This window comes from Azospirillum sp. UENF 112521 (assembly GCF_058780665.1).
In genome coordinates, this window is the sequence record NZ_JBSNCI010000002.1 from 151984 (window position 1) to 170241 (window position 18258).

General features: G+C 68.2%; 16 protein-coding genes and 2 tRNA genes. 14 read left to right on the top strand and 4 right to left on the bottom strand.

Annotated features, from left to right (window positions below):
- Positions 1–146 precede the first annotated feature (146 nt).
- Positions 147–1097, top strand: a complete 951-nt coding sequence (locus ACWPN8_RS02850; RefSeq protein WP_492239849.1) for an L-lactate dehydrogenase — start codon at positions 147–149, stop codon at positions 1095–1097.
- A 2-nt stretch (positions 1098–1099) separates the two neighbouring features.
- On the opposite strand, the gene ACWPN8_RS02855 is transcribed toward ACWPN8_RS02850, so the two are convergent.
- On the bottom strand, positions 1100–2035 hold the full coding sequence (locus ACWPN8_RS02855; RefSeq protein WP_492239850.1) for a LysR family transcriptional regulator: 936 nt from the start codon (positions 2033–2035) through the stop codon (positions 1100–1102).
- Positions 2036–2135: 100 nt separating this feature from the next.
- Between ACWPN8_RS02855 and ACWPN8_RS02860 the strand changes: the two genes are divergently transcribed.
- A complete protein-coding gene (locus ACWPN8_RS02860) occupies positions 2136–3182 on the top strand; it encodes an NAD(P)H-binding protein (protein ID WP_492239851.1) in 1047 nt (348 codons plus the stop codon).
- Between the two features lie 26 nt (positions 3183–3208).
- On the opposite strand, the gene ppa is transcribed toward ACWPN8_RS02860, so the two are convergent.
- Positions 3209–3766, bottom strand: coding sequence for an inorganic diphosphatase (ppa, locus tag ACWPN8_RS02865; protein WP_012975242.1), 558 nt, complete (start codon positions 3764–3766; stop codon positions 3209–3211).
- 164 nt (positions 3767–3930) lie between these two features.
- Between ppa and ACWPN8_RS02870 the strand changes: the two genes are divergently transcribed.
- The 4 genes from ACWPN8_RS02870 (at position 3931) to ACWPN8_RS02885 (ending at position 9181) form a co-directional block, all read left to right on the top strand.
- Complete coding sequence (locus tag ACWPN8_RS02870; RefSeq protein ID WP_492239852.1) at positions 3931–5760, top strand: extracellular solute-binding protein; 1830 nt, start codon at positions 3931–3933, stop codon at positions 5758–5760.
- Between the two features lie 112 nt (positions 5761–5872).
- A complete protein-coding gene (locus ACWPN8_RS02875; RefSeq protein WP_492239853.1) occupies positions 5873–7369 on the top strand; it encodes an ABC transporter substrate-binding protein in 1497 nt (498 codons plus the stop codon).
- A 37-nt stretch (positions 7370–7406) separates the two neighbouring features.
- Entirely contained in the window at positions 7407–8357 is a 951-nt protein-coding gene (locus ACWPN8_RS02880) for an ABC transporter permease (protein ID WP_492239854.1), read from the top strand.
- Positions 8354–9181, top strand: a complete 828-nt coding sequence (locus tag ACWPN8_RS02885) for an ABC transporter permease (RefSeq protein ID WP_492239855.1) — start codon at positions 8354–8356, stop codon at positions 9179–9181. Before ACWPN8_RS02880 ends, ACWPN8_RS02885 begins: the two co-directional genes overlap by 4 nt.
- Before the next feature lie 19 nt (positions 9182–9200).
- Here ACWPN8_RS02885 and ACWPN8_RS02890 read toward each other — a convergent pair whose 3' ends face one another.
- Together ACWPN8_RS02890 and gpt are read right to left on the bottom strand one after the other, a co-directional pair.
- Complete coding sequence (locus ACWPN8_RS02890) at positions 9201–10868, bottom strand: hypothetical protein (protein WP_109095878.1); 1668 nt, start codon at positions 10866–10868, stop codon at positions 9201–9203.
- 172 nt (positions 10869–11040) lie between these two features.
- Positions 11041–11535, bottom strand: coding sequence for a xanthine phosphoribosyltransferase (gpt, locus tag ACWPN8_RS02895; RefSeq protein WP_012975236.1), 495 nt, complete (start codon positions 11533–11535; stop codon positions 11041–11043).
- Positions 11536–11767: 232 nt separating this feature from the next.
- Between gpt and ACWPN8_RS02900 the strand changes: the two genes are divergently transcribed.
- The 8 genes from ACWPN8_RS02900 to dnaA all read left to right on the top strand — a co-directional run bounded on the left by ACWPN8_RS02900 (position 11768) and on the right by dnaA (position 18225).
- Positions 11768–11844, top strand: a tRNA-Arg gene (locus ACWPN8_RS02900).
- Positions 11845–12042: 198 nt separating this feature from the next.
- Positions 12043–12119, top strand: a tRNA-Arg gene (locus ACWPN8_RS02905).
- A 145-nt stretch (positions 12120–12264) separates the two neighbouring features.
- Positions 12265–13215 (top strand): prolyl aminopeptidase, encoded by a 951-nt coding sequence (gene pip, locus ACWPN8_RS02910; RefSeq protein ID WP_492239856.1) that lies wholly within the window; start codon positions 12265–12267, stop codon positions 13213–13215.
- A 249-nt stretch (positions 13216–13464) separates the two neighbouring features.
- Positions 13465–14307, top strand: a complete 843-nt coding sequence (gene mutM / locus ACWPN8_RS02915; RefSeq protein ID WP_492239857.1) for a bifunctional DNA-formamidopyrimidine glycosylase/DNA-(apurinic or apyrimidinic site) lyase — start codon at positions 13465–13467, stop codon at positions 14305–14307.
- 12 nt (positions 14308–14319) lie between these two features.
- Positions 14320–14784, top strand: coding sequence for a hypothetical protein (locus tag ACWPN8_RS02920; RefSeq protein ID WP_492239858.1), 465 nt, complete (start codon positions 14320–14322; stop codon positions 14782–14784).
- 130 nt (positions 14785–14914) lie between these two features.
- A complete protein-coding gene (locus tag ACWPN8_RS02925; protein WP_109095875.1) occupies positions 14915–15691 on the top strand; it encodes an enoyl-CoA hydratase in 777 nt (258 codons plus the stop codon).
- Between the two features lie 195 nt (positions 15692–15886).
- The gene (gene rpsT / locus ACWPN8_RS02930) at positions 15887–16147 is read left to right on the top strand and encodes a 30S ribosomal protein S20 (RefSeq protein ID WP_109095874.1); all 261 of its coding nucleotides are present in this window, start codon (positions 15887–15889) and stop codon (positions 16145–16147) included.
- 524 nt (positions 16148–16671) lie between these two features.
- Positions 16672–18225 (top strand): chromosomal replication initiator protein DnaA, encoded by a 1554-nt coding sequence (gene dnaA, locus ACWPN8_RS02935; protein ID WP_492239859.1) that lies wholly within the window; start codon positions 16672–16674, stop codon positions 18223–18225.
- Positions 18226–18258: the final 33 nt, after the last annotated feature.

An 18258-nucleotide genomic window follows, 5' to 3' on the forward strand; every position in this document is an offset into this window, starting at 1 on the left:
GGCAAGGGGGCGTTTCGTCGCGCCTATTGAAAACGGGAAAGGAGTGAAAACAAGGGGGAGTTGTCGTGTTGCGCCTTGCGGAGGGGCGCCGACACCCCCCAAGCTGTCGATCGTCCGTACGCCAACTTGCGCAAGGGAGCCTGTTCATGAAGGTCGGAATCGTCGGGGCGGGGTTCGTCGGCAGCACCGCCGCCTTCGCCATGGTGACCACCGGAGCGGCCAGCGAGGTCGTGCTGGTCGACATGAACGAGGCGCTGGCCCAGGCCCAGGCGCAGGACATCGCCCATGCCGTGCCCTTCACCCATGCCGTCACCGTCCGCGCCGGCTCCTACGCCGCGCTGGAGGGGGCGGGGGTGGTCGTGCTGTCGGCCGGCGTCGCCCAGAAGCCGGGCGAAACCCGGCTGGAGCTGCTGGAACGCAACGCCAAGGTGTTCGGCGCCATCATCCCGGAGGTGCTGAAGGCGGCCCCCGACGCCGTGCTGCTGGTCGCCAGCAACCCGGTGGACGTGATGACGCAGATCGCCACCCGCATCAGCGGCCTGCCGCGCAACCGGGTCATCGGCTCCGGCACCGTGCTGGACACCGCGCGCTTCCGCGCCCTGCTGGCCGAACAGCTGGCGGTGACGCCGCGCTCCGTCCACGCCCATGTGGTGGGCGAGCATGGCGACTCGGAGGTTCTGCTGTGGTCGAGCGCCACCGTCGCCGGCCTGCCCGTCGAGCAGGCGGCCGCCCAGCTCCGCCGCAGCCTGACGGCGGACGACCGCGCCGCCATCGACGAGGGCGTGCGCCGCGCCGCCTACCGGATCATCAACGGCAAGGGCCACACCGCCTTCGGCATCGGCGGCGGGCTGGCCCGGCTGGTCGCGGCCATCGGCGCCGACGAACGGATGGTGGCGACCTGCGCCATGCTGACCGACAACGTCTGCGGCGTGCCGCAGATCGTGCTGTCGCTGCCGCGCGTCATCGGTGCCGGCGGCGTGGTGGACACCGTTCTGCCCAACCTGTCGGCGGAGGAGGAGACGGCGCTCCGCCGCAGTGCCGAAATCCTGAAGGAGGCCGCCGACGGCGTCGAACGCCGGATGGGCTGGGCCGGTTGACGCTACCCGGCATGATCCGTCGACACATGATCCCGTAGACCCGCCGCCAGCCCGTCGAAGACGGCGCGGCAGCGGGGGGTGGAGCGCAGATCCTCGTGCATGGCGACCCACATGCCCATCGGCATGTCGAAGGCGTCGGCCAGCAGCCTGACCAGTTCGGGATTGCGCCGCGCCAGCGGGACTTGGCAGATGCCGATGCCGAACCCGGCCTCGATGGCCGACAGCTGGGCCAGATGGCTGTCGGACCGCAGGGCGAAGCGGGGCAGGACGAGGCCCGGCGTCCGCCGCATCATGGAACGGATGTCGGGAGTCTCGCGGTCGAAGCCGATCAGGCTGTGGCGGCCGAGATCCTCCAGACACTGCGGACTGCCGTGGCGGTCGAGATAGTCGCGGTGGGCGTACATGCCGAGCGCGATGACGCCGATCCGCTTCACCAGCAATGCCTGCTGGTCGGGCTCCACCATCCGCACAGCCACATCGGCGTTGCGTTGCAACAGGTCGTCGACGGCGTTCGACAGCACCAGTTCGATCTCCAATGCTGGATGGCGGTCGCGCAGGTCTGCCAGGATCGCCGGCAGGATGCGGGCGCCCACCACCTCGCTGGCGGTGACCCGCACCGTGCCGCGCACCTCCGCCCCGCCACCCGTCGTCCCACTGCCTTTCCCGCCATAGCCCGATGCGGTGCGCCACAGACTGGCCGCCGCCGCGTCCAGCGCCTCCGCCTGCGGTTTCAGCGCCAGCGCCGCGTCGGTGGGGTCCAGCCCGCGTGGCGAGCGCACGAACAGCGGGCCGCCGACCGCCTCCTCCAGCGCCGCGACATGGCGGGCCAGCGTCGGTTGTGTCAACCCCAGGGCGCGCGCCGCCGCCGACAGCGACCCCTCGCGGATCACGGCCAGGAAACTGCGGTAAAGGTCCCAATTGGGCGGCGGATGGCTCATCGATTTCAGTATAGCGGTTAGCCGCAGTTCGACAATTCCGTTCAGCCCGCCCCCAGGTCCATCCTTCTCCATCACCAAGCGGAAGGCGATGGAGGCAGCGATGGCAGGACAGATGACCGGTAAAGGCAGGACCGCTCTGGTCTTGGGGGCGACCGGCGGGATCGGCGGCGAACTGGCGCGGGCACTGGCGGCGCGCGGCTGGACCGTGCGCGGGTTGCGCCGCAAGCCGGCCAAACAAGGGCAGCCACAGCCGGACGGCATCGAATGGGTGGTCGGTGACGCGATGAACGCCGCCGACGTGAGGGCGGCGGCCGAGGGGGCGGCGCTGATCGTCCATGCGGTGAACCCGCCCGGCTACAAGGATTGGGATCGGTTGGTTCTACCCATGGTCGACAACAGCATCGCCGCCGCCGTCGCCAACAATGCCCGCATCCTGCTGCCCGGCACCGTCTACAATTACGGTCCCGACGTCTTCCCGCTGATCCCGGAAACCGCGGCGCAGGCCCCGCTGACCCGCAAGGGCGCCATCCGGGTGGAGATGGAGCGCCGTCTTCATCTTGCGGTGGAACAGGGTGCGCGGCTGTTGATCCTACGCTGCGGCGACTTCTTCGGACCCAGGGCCGCCAACAGCTGGTTCAGCCAGGGCCTGCTGACGCCCGGCAAGCCGCCGACCCGCATCAACCAGCCCGGCCGGCCGGGGGTCGGCCATCAGTGGGCCTATCTGCCCGACGTGGCGGAAACGGCGATGCGCCTGCTCGACCGCGAGGCGGAGCTGGGCGACGACGCGATGTTTCACATGGACGGCCATTGGGATGCCGATGGAAGCCGGATGGTCGCGGCCATCGCGCATGCCCTTGGCAAGCCGGATCTGCCGGTGCGGCGCATGCCCTGGTGGCTGCTGCGGCTGGCCGGCGTGGCGGTGCCGCTGTTCCGCGAACTCGGCGAGATGCGCTATCTCTGGCAACGTCCGGTGCGGCTGGACAACCGGCGCCTGCTGGCCTTCCTGGGCGGGGAACCGCACACGCCCCTGGACCTCGCGGTGCGCCGGACCCTCGAAGGGCTGGGGCATCTCCCCGCTCAGCCGGCGGCTATGCCGGAGACGGGGAGACGCATACCCGACCTTGCGACCTCAAGCCGACAAGGCTGAGGCCGCAAGGTTCAAACCATCAACCCTCAGACCACCGGGCCCGGGTTGCCCTTGTTGGCTTCCAGGGCGCGGGCGAGGCCTTCCTCGATCTTCTTGGCGGCCTCTTCGGCGTTGCCCCAGCCGCGGACCTTCACCCACTTGTTCTTCTCGAGATCCTTGTAGTGCTCGAAGAAGTGGGCGATCTGCTCGGTCACGATGGCCGGCAGGTCGGTGTAGTTCTTCACGTCGGTGTAGAACGGGTGCAGCTTGTCGACCGGAACGGCCAGCAGCTTCTCGTCCTCGCCGGCCTCGTCCTCCATGTACAGGACGCCGATGGGACGCGAGCGCAGGACCGCGCCCGGGACGACGCCGTGCTGGCCGACGACGCAGACGTCGACCGGGTCGCCGTCACCCGACAGGGTGTGCGGGATGAAGCCGTAGTTGCAGGGATAGAACATCGCGGTGTGCAGGAAGCGGTCGACGAACACTGCGCCCGAGTCCTTGTCGACCTCGTACTTCACCGGCTGGCCGCCGATCGGAATCTCGATGACGACGTTGACGTCCCAGGGCACGTTCTTGCCCGCGGCGAGCTTGCTCAGATCCATGTATCGCGTTCCTTCGACTGGCGTATTCAGGGCACGTTCTTGTTTTGGCGCCGATGCCCGGTCCGGCGCCACGCGGGGCGGGAGTTTAGGCGGAACGCACCCTGAGTCCAAGGAACTTGCGCGGGCTCTTGCGCAGGTGCGGCAAAGCGGCAACCCTGCCGGTCATGCCCCGTCCGATCCTTCTTTTTTTCACCCTTCTGGCCCTGCTGTCGCCCTATCCGGGTCTGGCCGGCCAGCCCAGTCACGGCATCGCCATGCATGGCGATCTGGCCTTGCCGGCGGACTTCACCGCCCTTCCCTACGTCAACCCGGCCGCACCCAAGGGCGGGACCATCCGGCAGGCGGTGACCGGCAGCTTCGACAGCCTGCACCCGCACATCGTCAAGGGCGTGCCGGCGCTGGGCATGGGCTACGTCTTCGAGACGCTGCTGACGCGCTCGTGGGACGAGCCCTTCTCGCTCTACGGGCTGCTGGCCGACCGGGTCGAGGTGGAGGACGATCGCTCCGCCGTCACCTTCCACATCGACCCGAAGGCGCGCTGGCAGGACGGCACGCCGCTGACCGCCGCCGACGTGCTGTTCTCGCTGGAGGCGCAACGGCGGGACGGCACCCCCAACCGCCGCCTGTTCTACGCCAAGGTCACGGCGGCCGAGGCGCCCGACCCCCAGACCGTCCGCTTCGCCTTCGCCGCCAACCCCGACGGAACCATCGACCGCGAGATGCCCTTGCTGATGGGGCTGATGCCGATCCATTCCAAGGCCTTCTGGGCGGGGCGCGATTTCAGCCGCACGACCTTGGAGCCGATCCTGGGCAGCGGCCCCTACCGCGTCGCGTCGGTCGATCCCGGCCGCCGCATCGTCTATGAGCGGGTGCGCGATTATTGGGGCCGCGACCGGCCGGTGCGGGTCGGGCAGTTCAACGCCGACCGGCTGGAGTTCGACTATTACCGCGACGATTCGGTGGCGCTGGAAGCCTTCAAGGCCGGGCAGGGAGACGTTCGTTACGAAAGCGATCCGGCCAAATGGGCCACCGGCTACGACGGTCCCGCCCTGCGTGACGGCCGCATCGTCCGGGAGGAACTGCCCAACCACCGCCCCGAACCGGCGCGCGGCCTGATCTTCAACACCCGCCGTCCCCTGTTCGCCGATGTCCGGGTCCGCCGGGCGCTGGGGATGGCGCCGGATTTCGACTGGATCGGCCGCAGCCTGTTCCACGGCCTGCTGACCCGCACCGCCAGCTACTATCCCAATTCCGAGCTTGCCGCCCGGGGCCTGCCGGAGGGGGAGGAGTTGCAGGCGCTGGCGCCCTTCCGCGACCGCCTGCCGCCCGATCTCTTCACCAAGCCCGTCACCCTGCCGGAAGCCGGCAACGGTAGCGGCAACGCCAGCGGCAAAGGTAGTGGCAACGGGCCGGGCGGCCTGCGCGCCAACCGGCGCGAGGCGCTGCGGTTGCTGGAGCTGGCCGGCTGGCGGGTGCGCGACGGCCGGCTGACCGACGATGCGGGAAATCCTTTCGCTTTCGAAATCCTCCTGTCCGATCCGTCGGAGGAGCGGGTGGCGCTGGAATTCGCCCGCTCGCTGGAGCCGCTGGGGATCGCGGCCCGCGTCCGTACGGTGGACAGCGCCCAGTTCCAGGCCCGGCTGGAGCGTTTCGAGTTCGACATGACCATGCGCTGGTGGGCGTCCAGCCTGTCGCCGGGCAACGAGCAGCTCTATTATTACGGATCCGATGCGGCCGGGCAGGAGGGTAGCCGCAACCTTGCCGGCATCCGCGACCCGGTGGTCGATGCGCTGGCCCGTTCCATCGCCGCCGCCACCACGAGGGAATCCCTGGTCGGCCGGGTGCGGGCGCTCGACCGGGTTCTGCTGTGGGGGCATTACATGGTTCCGCTCTATCACAGCCCGGTCGACCGCATCGCCCGCTGGGCGACCCTGCACCGCCCCGCCATCACCCCGCTCTATGGCCCGATGATTGAAAGCTGGTGGGTGGAATAGCGGAAGAGACAATGAAAACGGCTGGCGGCTTCCCTTGCGCTCTCCCTCGCCGCACCGCATCATCGCGGCAAAGACAACGTCGGTAACGACGAGACGGGGGAGTTTGCCAACCATGCCGACCGCCAAGCAGCGCGTCACCCTTGCCGCTTTCGCCGCCATGATGGCGCTGGCCGCCGCATCGCAGGCGGCGCTGGCCCAGCCGCGCACCGACCTCGTCGTCGGCATGGCGCTGGAGCCGCCGCATCTGGACCCGACCGCCGGTGCGGCCGGGGCGATCAAGGAGGTCACCTACGCCAACCTGTTCGAGCCGCTGCTGCGCGTCGATGCCGACGGCAAGCTGGTGCCCGGACTGGCGGAGCGCTGGAGCGTGTCGGAAGACGGGCTGACCTACCGCTTCACCCTGCGTCCCAACGCCAAGTTCCACGACGGCACGACCGCCGATTCCGCCGACGTGAAGTTCACGCTCGACCGTGCCCGCGCCGCCGAGTCGGTCAACGCGCAGAAGGCCTATTTCGCCCCCATCGCCAAGGTGGAGACGCCGGACCCGCAGACGGCGGTCGTCACCCTGTCGCGCCCCGACGGCCTGTTCCTGTTCCACATGGCGAGCGGCGACGCCGCCATCGTCGCCCCGGAATCGGCGGCGACCAACAAGCAGAAGCCCGTCGGCACCGGCCCCTTCAAGTTCGACCGCTGGGTCGCCGGCGACCGCGTCGTGCTGGTGCGCAACCCCGACTATGACGGGGCGAAGCCGAAGATCGACCGCGTCACCTTCCGCTTCATCAGCGACCCGGCCGCCCAGGTGGCGGCGCTGAAGGCCGGCGACATCGACGCCTTCACCCTGTTCAGCACCTATGAAGCCCTGCCGGAATTCCGCAACGACCCGGCCTTCACGGTCATGGTCGGCTCGACGGAGGGCGAGACGCTGCTGTCGACCAACAACGCCCGCAAGCCCTTCGACGATGTCCGCGTCCGCCGCGCCATGGCCCATGCCATCGACCGCCAGACGCTGATCGAGGGCGTGCTCTATGGCAACGGCGTCGCCATCGGCAGCCATTTCCCGCCGCACCGCGAAGGCTATGTCGATTTGACCGGGATGTATCCCTACGACCCGGCCAAGGCGAAGGCGCTGCTGGCCGAGGCGGGCTATCCGAACGGCTTCGACACCACGCTGCGCCTGCCGCCGCCGCCCTATGCGCGCCGCGGCGGCGAGCTGGTCGCCGCCATGCTGGCCGAAGTCGGCATCCGGGCGAAGATCGAGCCGGTGGAGTGGGCGGCCTGGCTGGAAAAGACGTTCAAGGGCAAGGATTACGACCTGACCATGATCGCCCACACCGAGCCGCTGGACATCGACATCTACGCCCGGCCCGACTACTACTTCAATTACAAGAGCGAGCGTTTCAACGCCCTGAACGACGAGCTGAATCGCACCCAGGACCCGGGCCGGCGCAACGCCCTCTACGGCGAGCAGCAGAAGGTCCTGGCGGAGGATGCGGTCAACGGCTTCCTCTTCATGCTGCCGTCGGTGACGGTGCAGAAGGCCGGCCTGACCGGCATGTGGGTGAACCGCCCGGTCCAGGCCAACGACGTCACCGGCGTGTCCTGGAAATAACGCAAGGCAAGTAAGGCCAAGGTAAGGATAGACCCGCGTGCTTGCGTTCCTGCTGCGACGGCTGGCCAGCCTGATCGTCACCGTCTGGCTGGCCAGCATCGTGGTCTTCACGGTGCTGCAACTGGTTCCCGGCGACCCGGCGCTGCTGATGCTGGGCGTCAATGCCCAGCCCGACACGCTGGCCGCGCTGCGCAGCCAGATGGGGCTCGACCAGCCCATCCTTACCCGCTACCTGCACTGGGCCGGCGGGCTGGCGCGCGGCGACCTCGGCGTCAGCCTGACCTATGCCCGCCCGGTGGCCGATCTGGTGGCGGAGCGGCTGGCGGTCACCCTGCCGCTGTCGCTGCTGTCGCTGGTCCTCAGCACAATGCTGGCCCTGCCGCTCGGGCTGCTGGCGGCGGCGCGGCGGGGCAGGGGGAGCGACTGGGCGGTGCTGGGCTTCGCGCAGCTCGGCGTGTCGATGCCCAGCTTCTGGATCGCCATCCTGTTGATCCTGCTGTTCTCGCTGACCCTGCACTGGTTTCCGGCCGGCGGCTTTCCCGGCTGGAGCGGCGGCGTCGGCCCGGCGCTGCACGCCCTGCTGCTGCCGGCATTGGCGCTGGCGGTGCCGGAGGCCGCCATCCTCGCCCGCGTCACCCGCACCGCCGTGCTCGACACGCTGGGCGAGGACCATATCCGCACCGCCCGCGCCAAGGGGGTGGGCCGCATGGCCGTCCTGCTGCGCCATGCCCTGCCCAACGCCCTGATCCCGGTGGCGACGGTGCTGGGATTGCAGATTTCCTTCCTGGTGGCCGGTGCCGTGGTGGTGGAGAATGTCTTCACCCTGCCGGGGCTGGGCCGGCTGCTCTATCAGGCCATCGGCCAGCGCGACCTGATCGTGGTGCAGGGGGTGGTCGTGCTGCTGGCGCTGTTCGTCGTGCTGGTGAACGCCCTGGTCGACATCGCCTGCGCGCTGGCCGACCCGCGCCCGAAAGGGGGGGCGTCATGAGGCGCCGCCTTCCGCTCTCCCTCCATCTCGGCGCCGGGCTGACCCTGCTGCTGGTCGCCATCGCGCTTCTGTCGCTGCTGTGGACGCCCTACCCGGCGGAGCAGGTGCGGGTGGTCGCCCGGCTGAAGCCGCCCACCGCCGCCCATTGGCTCGGCACCGACCATTTCGGGCGCGACGTGCTGTCGATGATCATGGTCGGCGCCCGCAACTCGCTGGCCGTCGGCGCCGCCGCGGTCGGGCTGGGGCTGCTGGCCGGGGTGCCGCTGGGGCTGTTGGCCGCCGCGCTGGGACGTTGGGGGGACGAGGTTGTGGCGCGGCTGGGCGATCTGGTCTTCGCCTTTCCCGCCGTGCTGACGGCGATCCTGCTGACCGCCGCCCTGGGCGCCGGGGCGGTCAACGTCGTCGTGGCGCTGGCGCTGTTCAACGCCGCGGTGCTGGCCCGCGTCACCCGCGGCGCCGCGCTGGCGGTGTGGCGGCGGCCCTTCGTCGGGGCGGCGCTGGCGCTGGGGCGGGGACCGCTGTCGGTGACGCTGGTGCATGTGCTGCCCAACATCGCCGGCATCGTCGTGGTCCAGGCCACCGTCCTGTTCGCCGTCGCCATCGTCAACGAGGCGGCGCTGAGCTATCTCGGCCTCGGCATCCAGCCGCCCAGTCCCAGCTGGGGCAAGATGCTGGGCGATGCCCAGACCCACCTGTTCACCGCCCCGTTGCAGGCGGTGTTTCCCGGCGTCGCGATTGCGCTGAGTGTCATGGGGCTGACGATGCTGGGCGACGGCTTGCGCGACTGGCTCGACCCGCGGCACCGGTCTTCGGGAGTGATGTGAGCCGGGCTGATATGACCCCTCACCCCGCCTGCCGCGTCCGCTCCGACAGTTCGATCAGGTCCATCAGCTCGTTGCTCTTCCAATAGCGCGACTTGCCCACCTCGGTGCGCGCCGTGGCGACGAGGTCGTCGATGATCGCCTGCTCGTCGTCGCCAAGCGCGCCGCCGCGCTCCAGACGGTGCGACAGCAGGCGGGTCATGTTGTGGCTGAAGGTGGGAATCCAGGCGCTGACCCGCTGGCCGAACACGCCGGCGATGGCGTTGATGCGCAGGAGATGCTCCATCCGCTCGTCGAGCGGGTCGGTTTCCTCGAACTTCATCGCCTTCTCGACGTTGGCGCGCAGCTCCTCCAGCAGGGTTTCGCGCCACTTCACCAGATCGTAGGTCTCGAAGCCGAAGTCGCGCGACATCGCCTGCCAGCGCCACAGCAGCCGGTCGAGCCAGACGATGTCGGCATGGTCGATCACCGGCTGGCGCCGGGCGGCGGCGGCCTGGGCGGAGCGTTCCATCGCCACCGCGGCGACGCGGCTGCCGATGATCTTCGCCGCCTGGGTCCAGGCGTTGCGGAAGGCCGGCTCGCTGCGCCGATCCTCCATCAGCCCGGCCGAGGTCGCGGCGTGGACCAGCTGGTCCAGCCGCTGCACCAGCGCCTCCAGCCGCGCCTTTTCCTTGGCGCTGGGCCGGATGGCGGAGCCGGGGACCCGCTCGTTCAGCTTCAGGACGACGCTCAGCGCCGCGGTCAGCGCGCGGGTGACGCCGATGAAATGGCCGGTCAGCGCCGCGGTCATGGCGTCGCCGCGGCCGGGATCGACGCCGCTCTGCCGGATATAGAGCGCCGCCACCGGATAGTTGCGCTTCACCGACAGCACCGACAGCGGCAGCATGGCCGCCAGATCGTCGCCGCAGCGGTCGCGCAGCGATTCGGTGGCGTCCAGCAGCAGGTCGGCCAGCCGGTTCGCCTCCGTCTCGCCGCTGCAACTGGCGGGGAAATCCTCCAGCCGGTCGGCAACCGGCTTCACCGGCCCCTCGGCGTTGGTCAGGATCAGATGCATCAGCCGCAGCGTGGCGAGGTCGATGTGCGGCGTCTTTTCCAGGAAGCCCGACATCAGGCGGGTGCGGCGCGGCCGGTTGCGCGACATGCCGGCCAGCAGCTCGTCCACCGCCTTCTTGTTCGCCAGCACGGCGTCGAGATGCTTCACCGACGCGACGCGCATCCGCTCCTTCATCACCATGGCGACGGGGGAGCGCAGGATGCGGTCGATCACGTCGCCGCGCGCCATCTCGTCCAGCGTTTCCTGTGCCTCGACCGCCAGCAGGGGGAAGGCGTCGCGGCTCAGCGCCTCCCACAGGGCGCCGACATCGACCCGTTGCAGCATGCCGGGAACCGAGACGCCGGAGTGGTACAGCACGTCGTCGTCGATCAGGAAGGCTTCGAACAGGTTGGTGAACAGGCGGCGGGCGCGGTTGGTGCGCTGGCGGTTCAGATACTCGATGACATATTGGCGGACGAGCTGGACCCGGTCGGTCGGCTCGCTGTCCATGCCTTCGATCTCGCTCAGCAGGCTGTAGACGAGGCTGGCCGGCAGCCGCGTCACCAGGGCGTCGATCTTCTGGCGCAACTCGTCCTGGCGCAGTTCGTCTGGGTGCAGCTCGTCCGGGCGGAGGTCGCCGGTCAAATCGTCGCTCATGCGCGGGCCGCCACGCGATGTTGAAGGCGTCGGCGGGCGCAGGCGCTCCGCCGCGCGTCATTTAGGACGCAAACTGTAAATTTTTATGTAATGAACCGGGCGCGCCTTCCCCGGCCGGATGGGACCGGACGGGAAGGGCGCGCCCCGGTCGGGGGCCGGTCCAGGGGGCCGGTCAGCCGTTCCGCTGCTTGGCGATCGGCTGCGAGAATTGCAGCTCGATGTCCCAGGGGAAGTGGATCCAGGTGTCCTGGCTGACTTCGGTGATGAAGGTGTCGACCAGCGGCCGGCCGGCCGGCTTGGCGTAGACGGTGGCGAAATGCGCCTTCGGCAGCATCTTGCGCACGATCTCCGCCGTCTTGCCGGTGTCCACCAGGTCGTCGATGATCAGCCAGCCCTCGCCGTCGCCGGCCTTGGCGCCTTCGACGCCCTTCAGGATCGTCGCGTTGCGCTGTTGCTGGTGGTCGTAGCTGGAGACGCAGACGGTGTCGATCATGCGGATCTCAAGCTCGCGCGCGATGATCGCCGCGGGAACCATGCCGCCGCGCGTGATCGCGATGATGCCCTTCCACGGGCCGCGGTCGATCAGGCGCCAGGCCAGCGCCTTGGCATTGCGGTGGAGCTCTTCCCAGGACACCGGGAAATGCTTGTTGAAGGGGGCTTCGGCCACGGTACTGACTCTCCAAAAACAGCAAGTGGACTGTATAACCCAGCCGCCGCCGCCCGGCAATCCGGGGCGATTCGGCCGTCCGGGCCCCGCGGTCGCAGGGGCTGCCGCAGGGGGCTTGCTGGCGGGGCGAAAATTCGTGAAAAAAGCGCTTGCGGGGCAGGGGGCTTCTGAGTATGTTGCGCGCCTCGACGCCGACGGCCTGCCGCCGACGCCGGGACAGACGATGGATAAAGCGCCCGTAGCTCAGCTGGATAGAGCATCAGACTACGAATCTGAGGGTCAGGAGTTCGAATCTCTTCGGGCGCGCCATCCTTCCCGTTCGACGCACGGGCCACCTCCTGGGTGGCCTTTGTCGTCTGGGACATCGTCGAAATCCGCCGCTGGGCTCCGGTGTTTTTCTTCGCGAAAACCGCTTGCCTTCGATGACGGATTTGAGTAGGTTGCGCGCCTCGACGCCGGGGGATACTTCGACGGCGAGATGCTTGGCAGACAAGTTCTGTGGATAAGGCGCCCGTAGCTCAGCTGGATAGAGCATCAGACTACGAATCTGAGGGTCAGGAGTTCGAATCTCTTCGGGCGCGCCATCCTCCCAAAAGCACAGTGATCGACACCCAAGGCCGCCTCCGGGCGGCCTTTGTCGTTTGGGGGTTCGCCGATGAGCCTCGTCGCGCTGGCGCAAGCCCCGGTGGCTCCACTACACTCGGGGCCCGCACCACTGGATGCATGGCCATGCCCCGCAGCGACTTCTATCCGCCCATCGACCCGTTCCAGACCGGCACGATTGCCGTCGACGGGATCCACACGGTTTATTGGGAGCAGGCGGGCAACCCGCGCGGCGTGCCGGTGATGTTCCTGCATGGCGGTCCGGGGGCCGGCGCCTCGCCCACCCACCGCCGTTTCTTCGATCCCGCCCATTACCGCATCATCGTGATGGACCAGCGCGGCGCCGGCCGCTCCACGCCCTTGGGCGAAACGCGCGAGAACACCACCGAGCGGCTGGTCGAGGACATCGAGACGCTGCGCCGCCATCTCGGCATCGAGCGCTGGCACCTGTTCGGCGGCTCCTGGGGCTCGACCCTGGCGCTCGCCTATGCCCAGACCCACCCGGACCGCTGCCTGGGCCTGATCCTGCGCGGCATCTTCCTGATGCGGAAGAGCGAGATCGACTGGTTCCTCTATTCCATGCGCATCCTCTTCCCCGAGGCCTGGGCCGCCTTCGCCGGCCATATCCCGGAGGACGAGCGCGGCGACCTGCTGGAGGCGTTCTGGAAGCGGCTCGATTCGTCCGACCCGGCGGTGCGCATGGCCGCGGCCCGGGTGTGGAGCATCTATGAGGGAAGCTGTTCCTCGCTTCTGCCGTCGCCCGACCTGATCGCGGCCAGCGGCGAGGACCGCCACGCCCTGGGGCTGGCGCGGATCGAGGCGCATTACTTCCGCTCCAACCGCTTCACGCCGGAGGACAAGCTCCTGCGCGACGTCGACCGCATCCGCCATCTGCCGGCGGTGATCGTCCAGGGCCGTTACGACATCGTCTGCCCGGTGATCTCCGCCGACGCGCTGCACCGCGCCTGGCCGGAAGCCGATTACCGCATCGTCCCCGACGCCGGCCATTCCGCCATGGAGCCCGGCATCCGCGCCGCGCTGATCCAGGCGACGGAGCGGTTTAAAGAGTATCGGTGACGGGAGCTTCGGGGAATCGCTGAGGTGGGGCAAGATCGACACGGATTTCACGGATTTAGACACGGATTTCACGGATTTTTTTTGAGCTTGGCGCCGCTTGGGACTGTTCCGGCAGCAGCGGCTTCGGGACGCCACATCCGTGAAATCCGTGTTTCAATCCGTGAAATCCGTGGAGATCTTGCCCGCCGCTCCCGCACTCTTCAGGCAACCGCCCTTGCACCAATCCCCCTCCCACCCCACACTCTGCCGATGCCTGAACTTCCCGAAGTCGAGACGGTGTGCCGGGGCCTCGCCCCGCATCTCGAAGGCCGGCGGCTGGTCCGTGTGGAGCAGCGGCGGCCGAACCTGCGCATCCCCTTTCCGCCGCGCTTCTGCGAAAGGCTGACCGGGCGTGTGGTCACGTCGGTGCGGCGGCGCGCCAAATACATCCTGATGCATCTGGACGACGGCGGCGTGCTGATCGCCCATCTCGGCATGTCCGGCCGGATGATCATCGCGCCGGAACGCCCCGACGCCTTCGACAAGCACGATCATGTGGTGTTCGAGACCGATGCCGGCACCATCGTCACCTTCAACGACGCCCGCCGCTTCGGGCTGATGGACCTGACGGTGGCCGACGCGCTGGGCGACCACCCGATGCTGCGCAACCTGGGGCCGGAGCCGCTCGGCAACGAATTCTCCGGCCCCGACCTCGCCCGCCGTCTGGCCGGCAAGATCACCCCGATCAAGGCCGCCCTGCTCGACCAGGGCATCGTCGCCGGCTTGGGCAACATCTATGTGTCGGAGGCGCTCTACCAGTCCGGCATCCTGCCGACCCGGACCGCCGCCAGCCTGACGCCCGCAGAGGTCGACCGCCTCGCCGTCGCGGTGCGCGAGGTGCTGGAGCGCGCGATTGCCGCCGGCGGCTCGTCGCTGCGCGACTACCGGCAGGCGTCGGGAGAGCTGGGCTATTTCCAGCACCAGTTCGCCGTCTACGACCGGGAGGGGGAGGGTTGCCCCGACTGCGACTGCGACCGTGCCCGGACGGGGGGCGTTCAGCGGATTGTACAGTCGGGCCGCTCGACTTTCTTTTGTGCGGCGCGCCAACGGTGATATAGCTGGGGCATGACGGCTCTACCGGCCATGCTCCGGGCGGCGTCCGCCGCTTTCCTCCTTGCCGGCCCCGCAGTTGCGGGCCTGGGGAGCTTCCTCATTCCCATTCCTTCGGCACTGGCGGCCCAGCTTGCCGCAGCCGAGTCCGGGCCCTTCGTCCCCGGCACCACCGATGTGCCGGTGATGCCCGGGCTGGCGTCCGCCGAATCGGAGCCGCTGGTCTTCGACAAGCCGGGTGGGCGGATCGTCCAGGCCGTGCTGTCGGGCGAGGTGCCGCGACAGGCGGTGCTGGCCTTCTACGACCAGACCCTGCCGCAGCTGGGCTGGCGCCGGACCGCCGACCGCGTCTTCGTCCGCGACGGCGAGGAGCTGCGGCTGGAGTTCCCGCAGGCCGCCCAGAAGGCGAAAGCCGCCACCGGGACCGCCACTGGGACCGCCACCGGGACAGCCGTCCGCTTCACTTTGACGCCGCGCTGATCGCGGGAACACCCGCCATACTCGCGGCAGCCCTTGCCATTCGTCGCCATCGAACACCCTCAACAACCACGAGTCCCGGAAGCAACCGGGCTCGCCCCATCGGGAGAGTGCTGCAGCCATGTCCGCCACCATGTCCTATGAAACCATCCTCGTCGAGACGCGCGGCCCGGTCGGGCTGATTACGCTGAACCGTCCGAAGGCGCTGAACGCGCTGTGCGACCAGCTGGTGACCGAGCTGGGCCAGGCGCTGGACGCCTTCGAGGCCGATCAAGCCATCGGCGCCATCGTCGTCACCGGGTCGGAGCGGGCGTTCGCCGCCGGCGCCGACATCAAGGAGATGGCCGGCTTCTCCTATATGGATGTCTACAACTCCAACTTCATCACCGCGAAGTGGGAGCGGCTGGCCAAGTGCCGCAAGCCGACCATCGCCGCGGTCGCCGGCTTCGCGCTGGGCGGCGGCTGCGAGCTGGCGATGATGGCCGACTTCATCCTGGCCGCCGACACCGCCAAGTTCGGCCAGCCCGAGGTCACCATCGGCACCATCCCCGGCGCCGGCGGCACCCAGCGCCTGACCCGCTTCGTCGGCAAGTCCAAGGCGATGGAGATGGTGCTGACCGGCCGCATGATCGACGCCGCCGAGGCCGAGCGCTGCGGCCTCGTCTCCCGCATCGTCCCGGCCGCCGAGCTGGTCGAGGAGGCGGTGAAGGTCGCCACCAAGATCGCCTCGCTGTCGCAGCCGGTCATCGCCATGGCGAAGGAGGCGGTCAACGTCGCCTATGAATCGACGCTGGCCGAGGGCATCCGCTTCGAGCGCCGCCTGTTCCACTCGACCTTCGCCACCGAAGACCAGAAGGAAGGCATGGCCGCATTCGCCGAGAAGCGCCAGGCCGGCTGGAAGAACCGCTGAGTCGTCGCGCCAGCTTCGACTCTGCCGCTGGAGCCGTCCCCTGCATCTTGCGGGGGACGGTCCAGATCCCATCAAGATGTCGTTGAAGTACGATTAGTCAAAATCATCGGGCGTCCACGCCTTGACTCGCGGTGCGCTGCCGCGTATAAGGCGCGCTCGCATCACGACAGCCGTGTCGTTCGGAGTAGGGTTTCCATGGCCAATCATAAGTCCGCTGAAAAGCGCATTCGTCAGACCGAGCGTCGCACGGAAGTCAACCGTGCCCGCGTCAGCCGCATCCGTTCCTTCGTCAAGAAGGTCGAGGGCGCGATCCAGAGCGGCGACAAGTCCGCCGCCGCCGAGGCGTTCAAGTCCGCTCAGCCGGAGCTGATGCGCGGCGTGTCGAAGGGCGTGCTGCACAAGAACACTGTGTCGCGCAAGCTGTCGCGTCTGTCGGCTGCGATCAAGGCTCTCTGATAGAGCTTTCATACGCTGCTTTCAAAAAGCCGCGCCCGTGACTCGGGGCGCGGCTTTTTGCGTTTAAAGTAAATGTGCGGATGCTCGACAATTGTCTTAGATTGTTCTTGGGATCGCGTATGAGATTCGGGATCGGTCATGCGGTCAATGAGAACGTTTTTATCTTTTTGGGCCGTTCGCCATCTGTCCCATTGCCAGATTTCCGCGGCATGGTTAGACTTTTGGTCCATTCGGTCGGGCGAAATAGGGTGATGCAACACTCTGTGTCCGTCCGAACACAGCAGTGAAATACTGAAGGTCTTACGCCGGATCAGGGCTTGTTGAGTCCCGGTCGTTCGCACGATCTTCTTTTACTTACAAGCTGTCGCGCCTGGGGCGGGATTTTCAATCCCGTCGACTCCGGCGTGTGCTTTTTGGATATAGTGTTCCGTTCGGTTTTTCCTTGCCCGGAGTCCTTCGGGCTGGACCAGACGGCGGCCATTCCGGTTTTGGCCGGCCGGCGGAAGGAGCGGGGGTAAGGGAGCATGTCGGTCGGCGTGTCGTTGGATCAGCAGTGGGCGCGCATTCGCGGACGCCTGAAGGAAGAGGTCGGCGAGATCGCCTACCGGAGCTGGCTTCAGCCGCTGTCCGTCGCCAGCCTGATCGGCGGCGAGGTGTGCATCGTCGTGCCCACGCGATTCATGCGCGACTGGGTGCTGACCCACTATGCCGACCGCATCCGCGCCCTCTGGTCCGGCGAGAATCCGGAAGTGCAGTCGATCGACGTCATCGTCGCCTCCACGAATCCGCCGGCGGCCCTCGTCGCCGACAATGACGACATCGACGACGACCGCCCATCCCCGCCCCGCGGTTTCGATTCTCGCGGCTTCGATTCGCGCGCCGCCGACTCCCGTCCGGCTCCCCGCCCGGCCCCGCCGCAGGGGTCGTTCTCGGGATCGCCGTCCGGATTCTCCGGCGAGCCGGCCCCGTCCACCGTCTACACATCCGCCTCCTATGGCGGGGCGTCGGACGAATCGCCGACCGCGGTGCCTGCGATTCTGGAGGACCGGTCCGACCTGTCGGCCGCACTCGACCCGCGATTCACCTTCGAGAATTTCGTCGTCGGCAAGCCGAACGAGCTGGCCCACGCCGCCGCAAGGCGCGTCGCCGACGCCACCACCGTGACCTTCAACCCGCTGTTCCTCTATGGCGGGGTGGGGCTGGGCAAGACCCACCTGATGCACGCGCTGGCCTGGCAGATCCGCAAGAACGACCCGAACCGCAAGGTGCTGTACCTGTCGGCCGAGAAGTTCATGTATCAGTTCATCCGGGCGCTGCGCTTCAAGGACACGATGGCCTTCAAGCAGCAGTTCCGCTCGGTCGACGTGCTGATGATCGACGACGTGCAGTTCATCAGCGGCAAGGACTCGACGCAGGAGGAGTTCTTCCACACCTTCAACGCGCTGGTCGACCAGAACCGGCAGGTCATCATCTCCGCCGACAAGAGCCCGTCCGACCTGGAAGGCATGGAGGAGCGGCTGCGCTCCCGCCTCGGCTGGGGGCTGGTCGCCGACATCCACCCGACCACCTACGAGCTGCGCCTCGGCATCCTCCAGGCCAAGGCCGACGCGCTCCAGGCCAGCATCCCGATGAAGGTGCTGGAGTTCCTGGCCCACAAGATCACGTCCAACGTGCGCGAGCTGGAAGGGGCGTTGAACCGCATCGTCGCCCATGCCGAGCTGGTCGGGCGGTCCATCTCGCTGGAGACGACGCAGGAGGTGCTGCACGATCTGCTGCGCGCCAACGACCGCCGCGTCACCATCGACGAGATTCAGAAGCGGGTGGCGGAGCATTACAACATCCGCGTCGCCGACATGCATTCCGCCCGCCGCGCCCGCGCGGTGGCCCGTCCGCGCCAGATCGCCATGTATCTGGCCAAGCAGCTGACCGCCCGCTCCCTGCCGGAGATTGGCCGCAAGTTCGGGGGCCGTGACCACACCACGGTCATGCATGCGGTCAAGAAGGTGGACGAGCTGCGCGCCACCGATCCGTCCTTCGCCGAGGATGTCGAGCTGCTGCGCCGCATGCTCGAAAGCTGAAGAGCGCTCAATCCACCGGTGACGGTGTGTTGC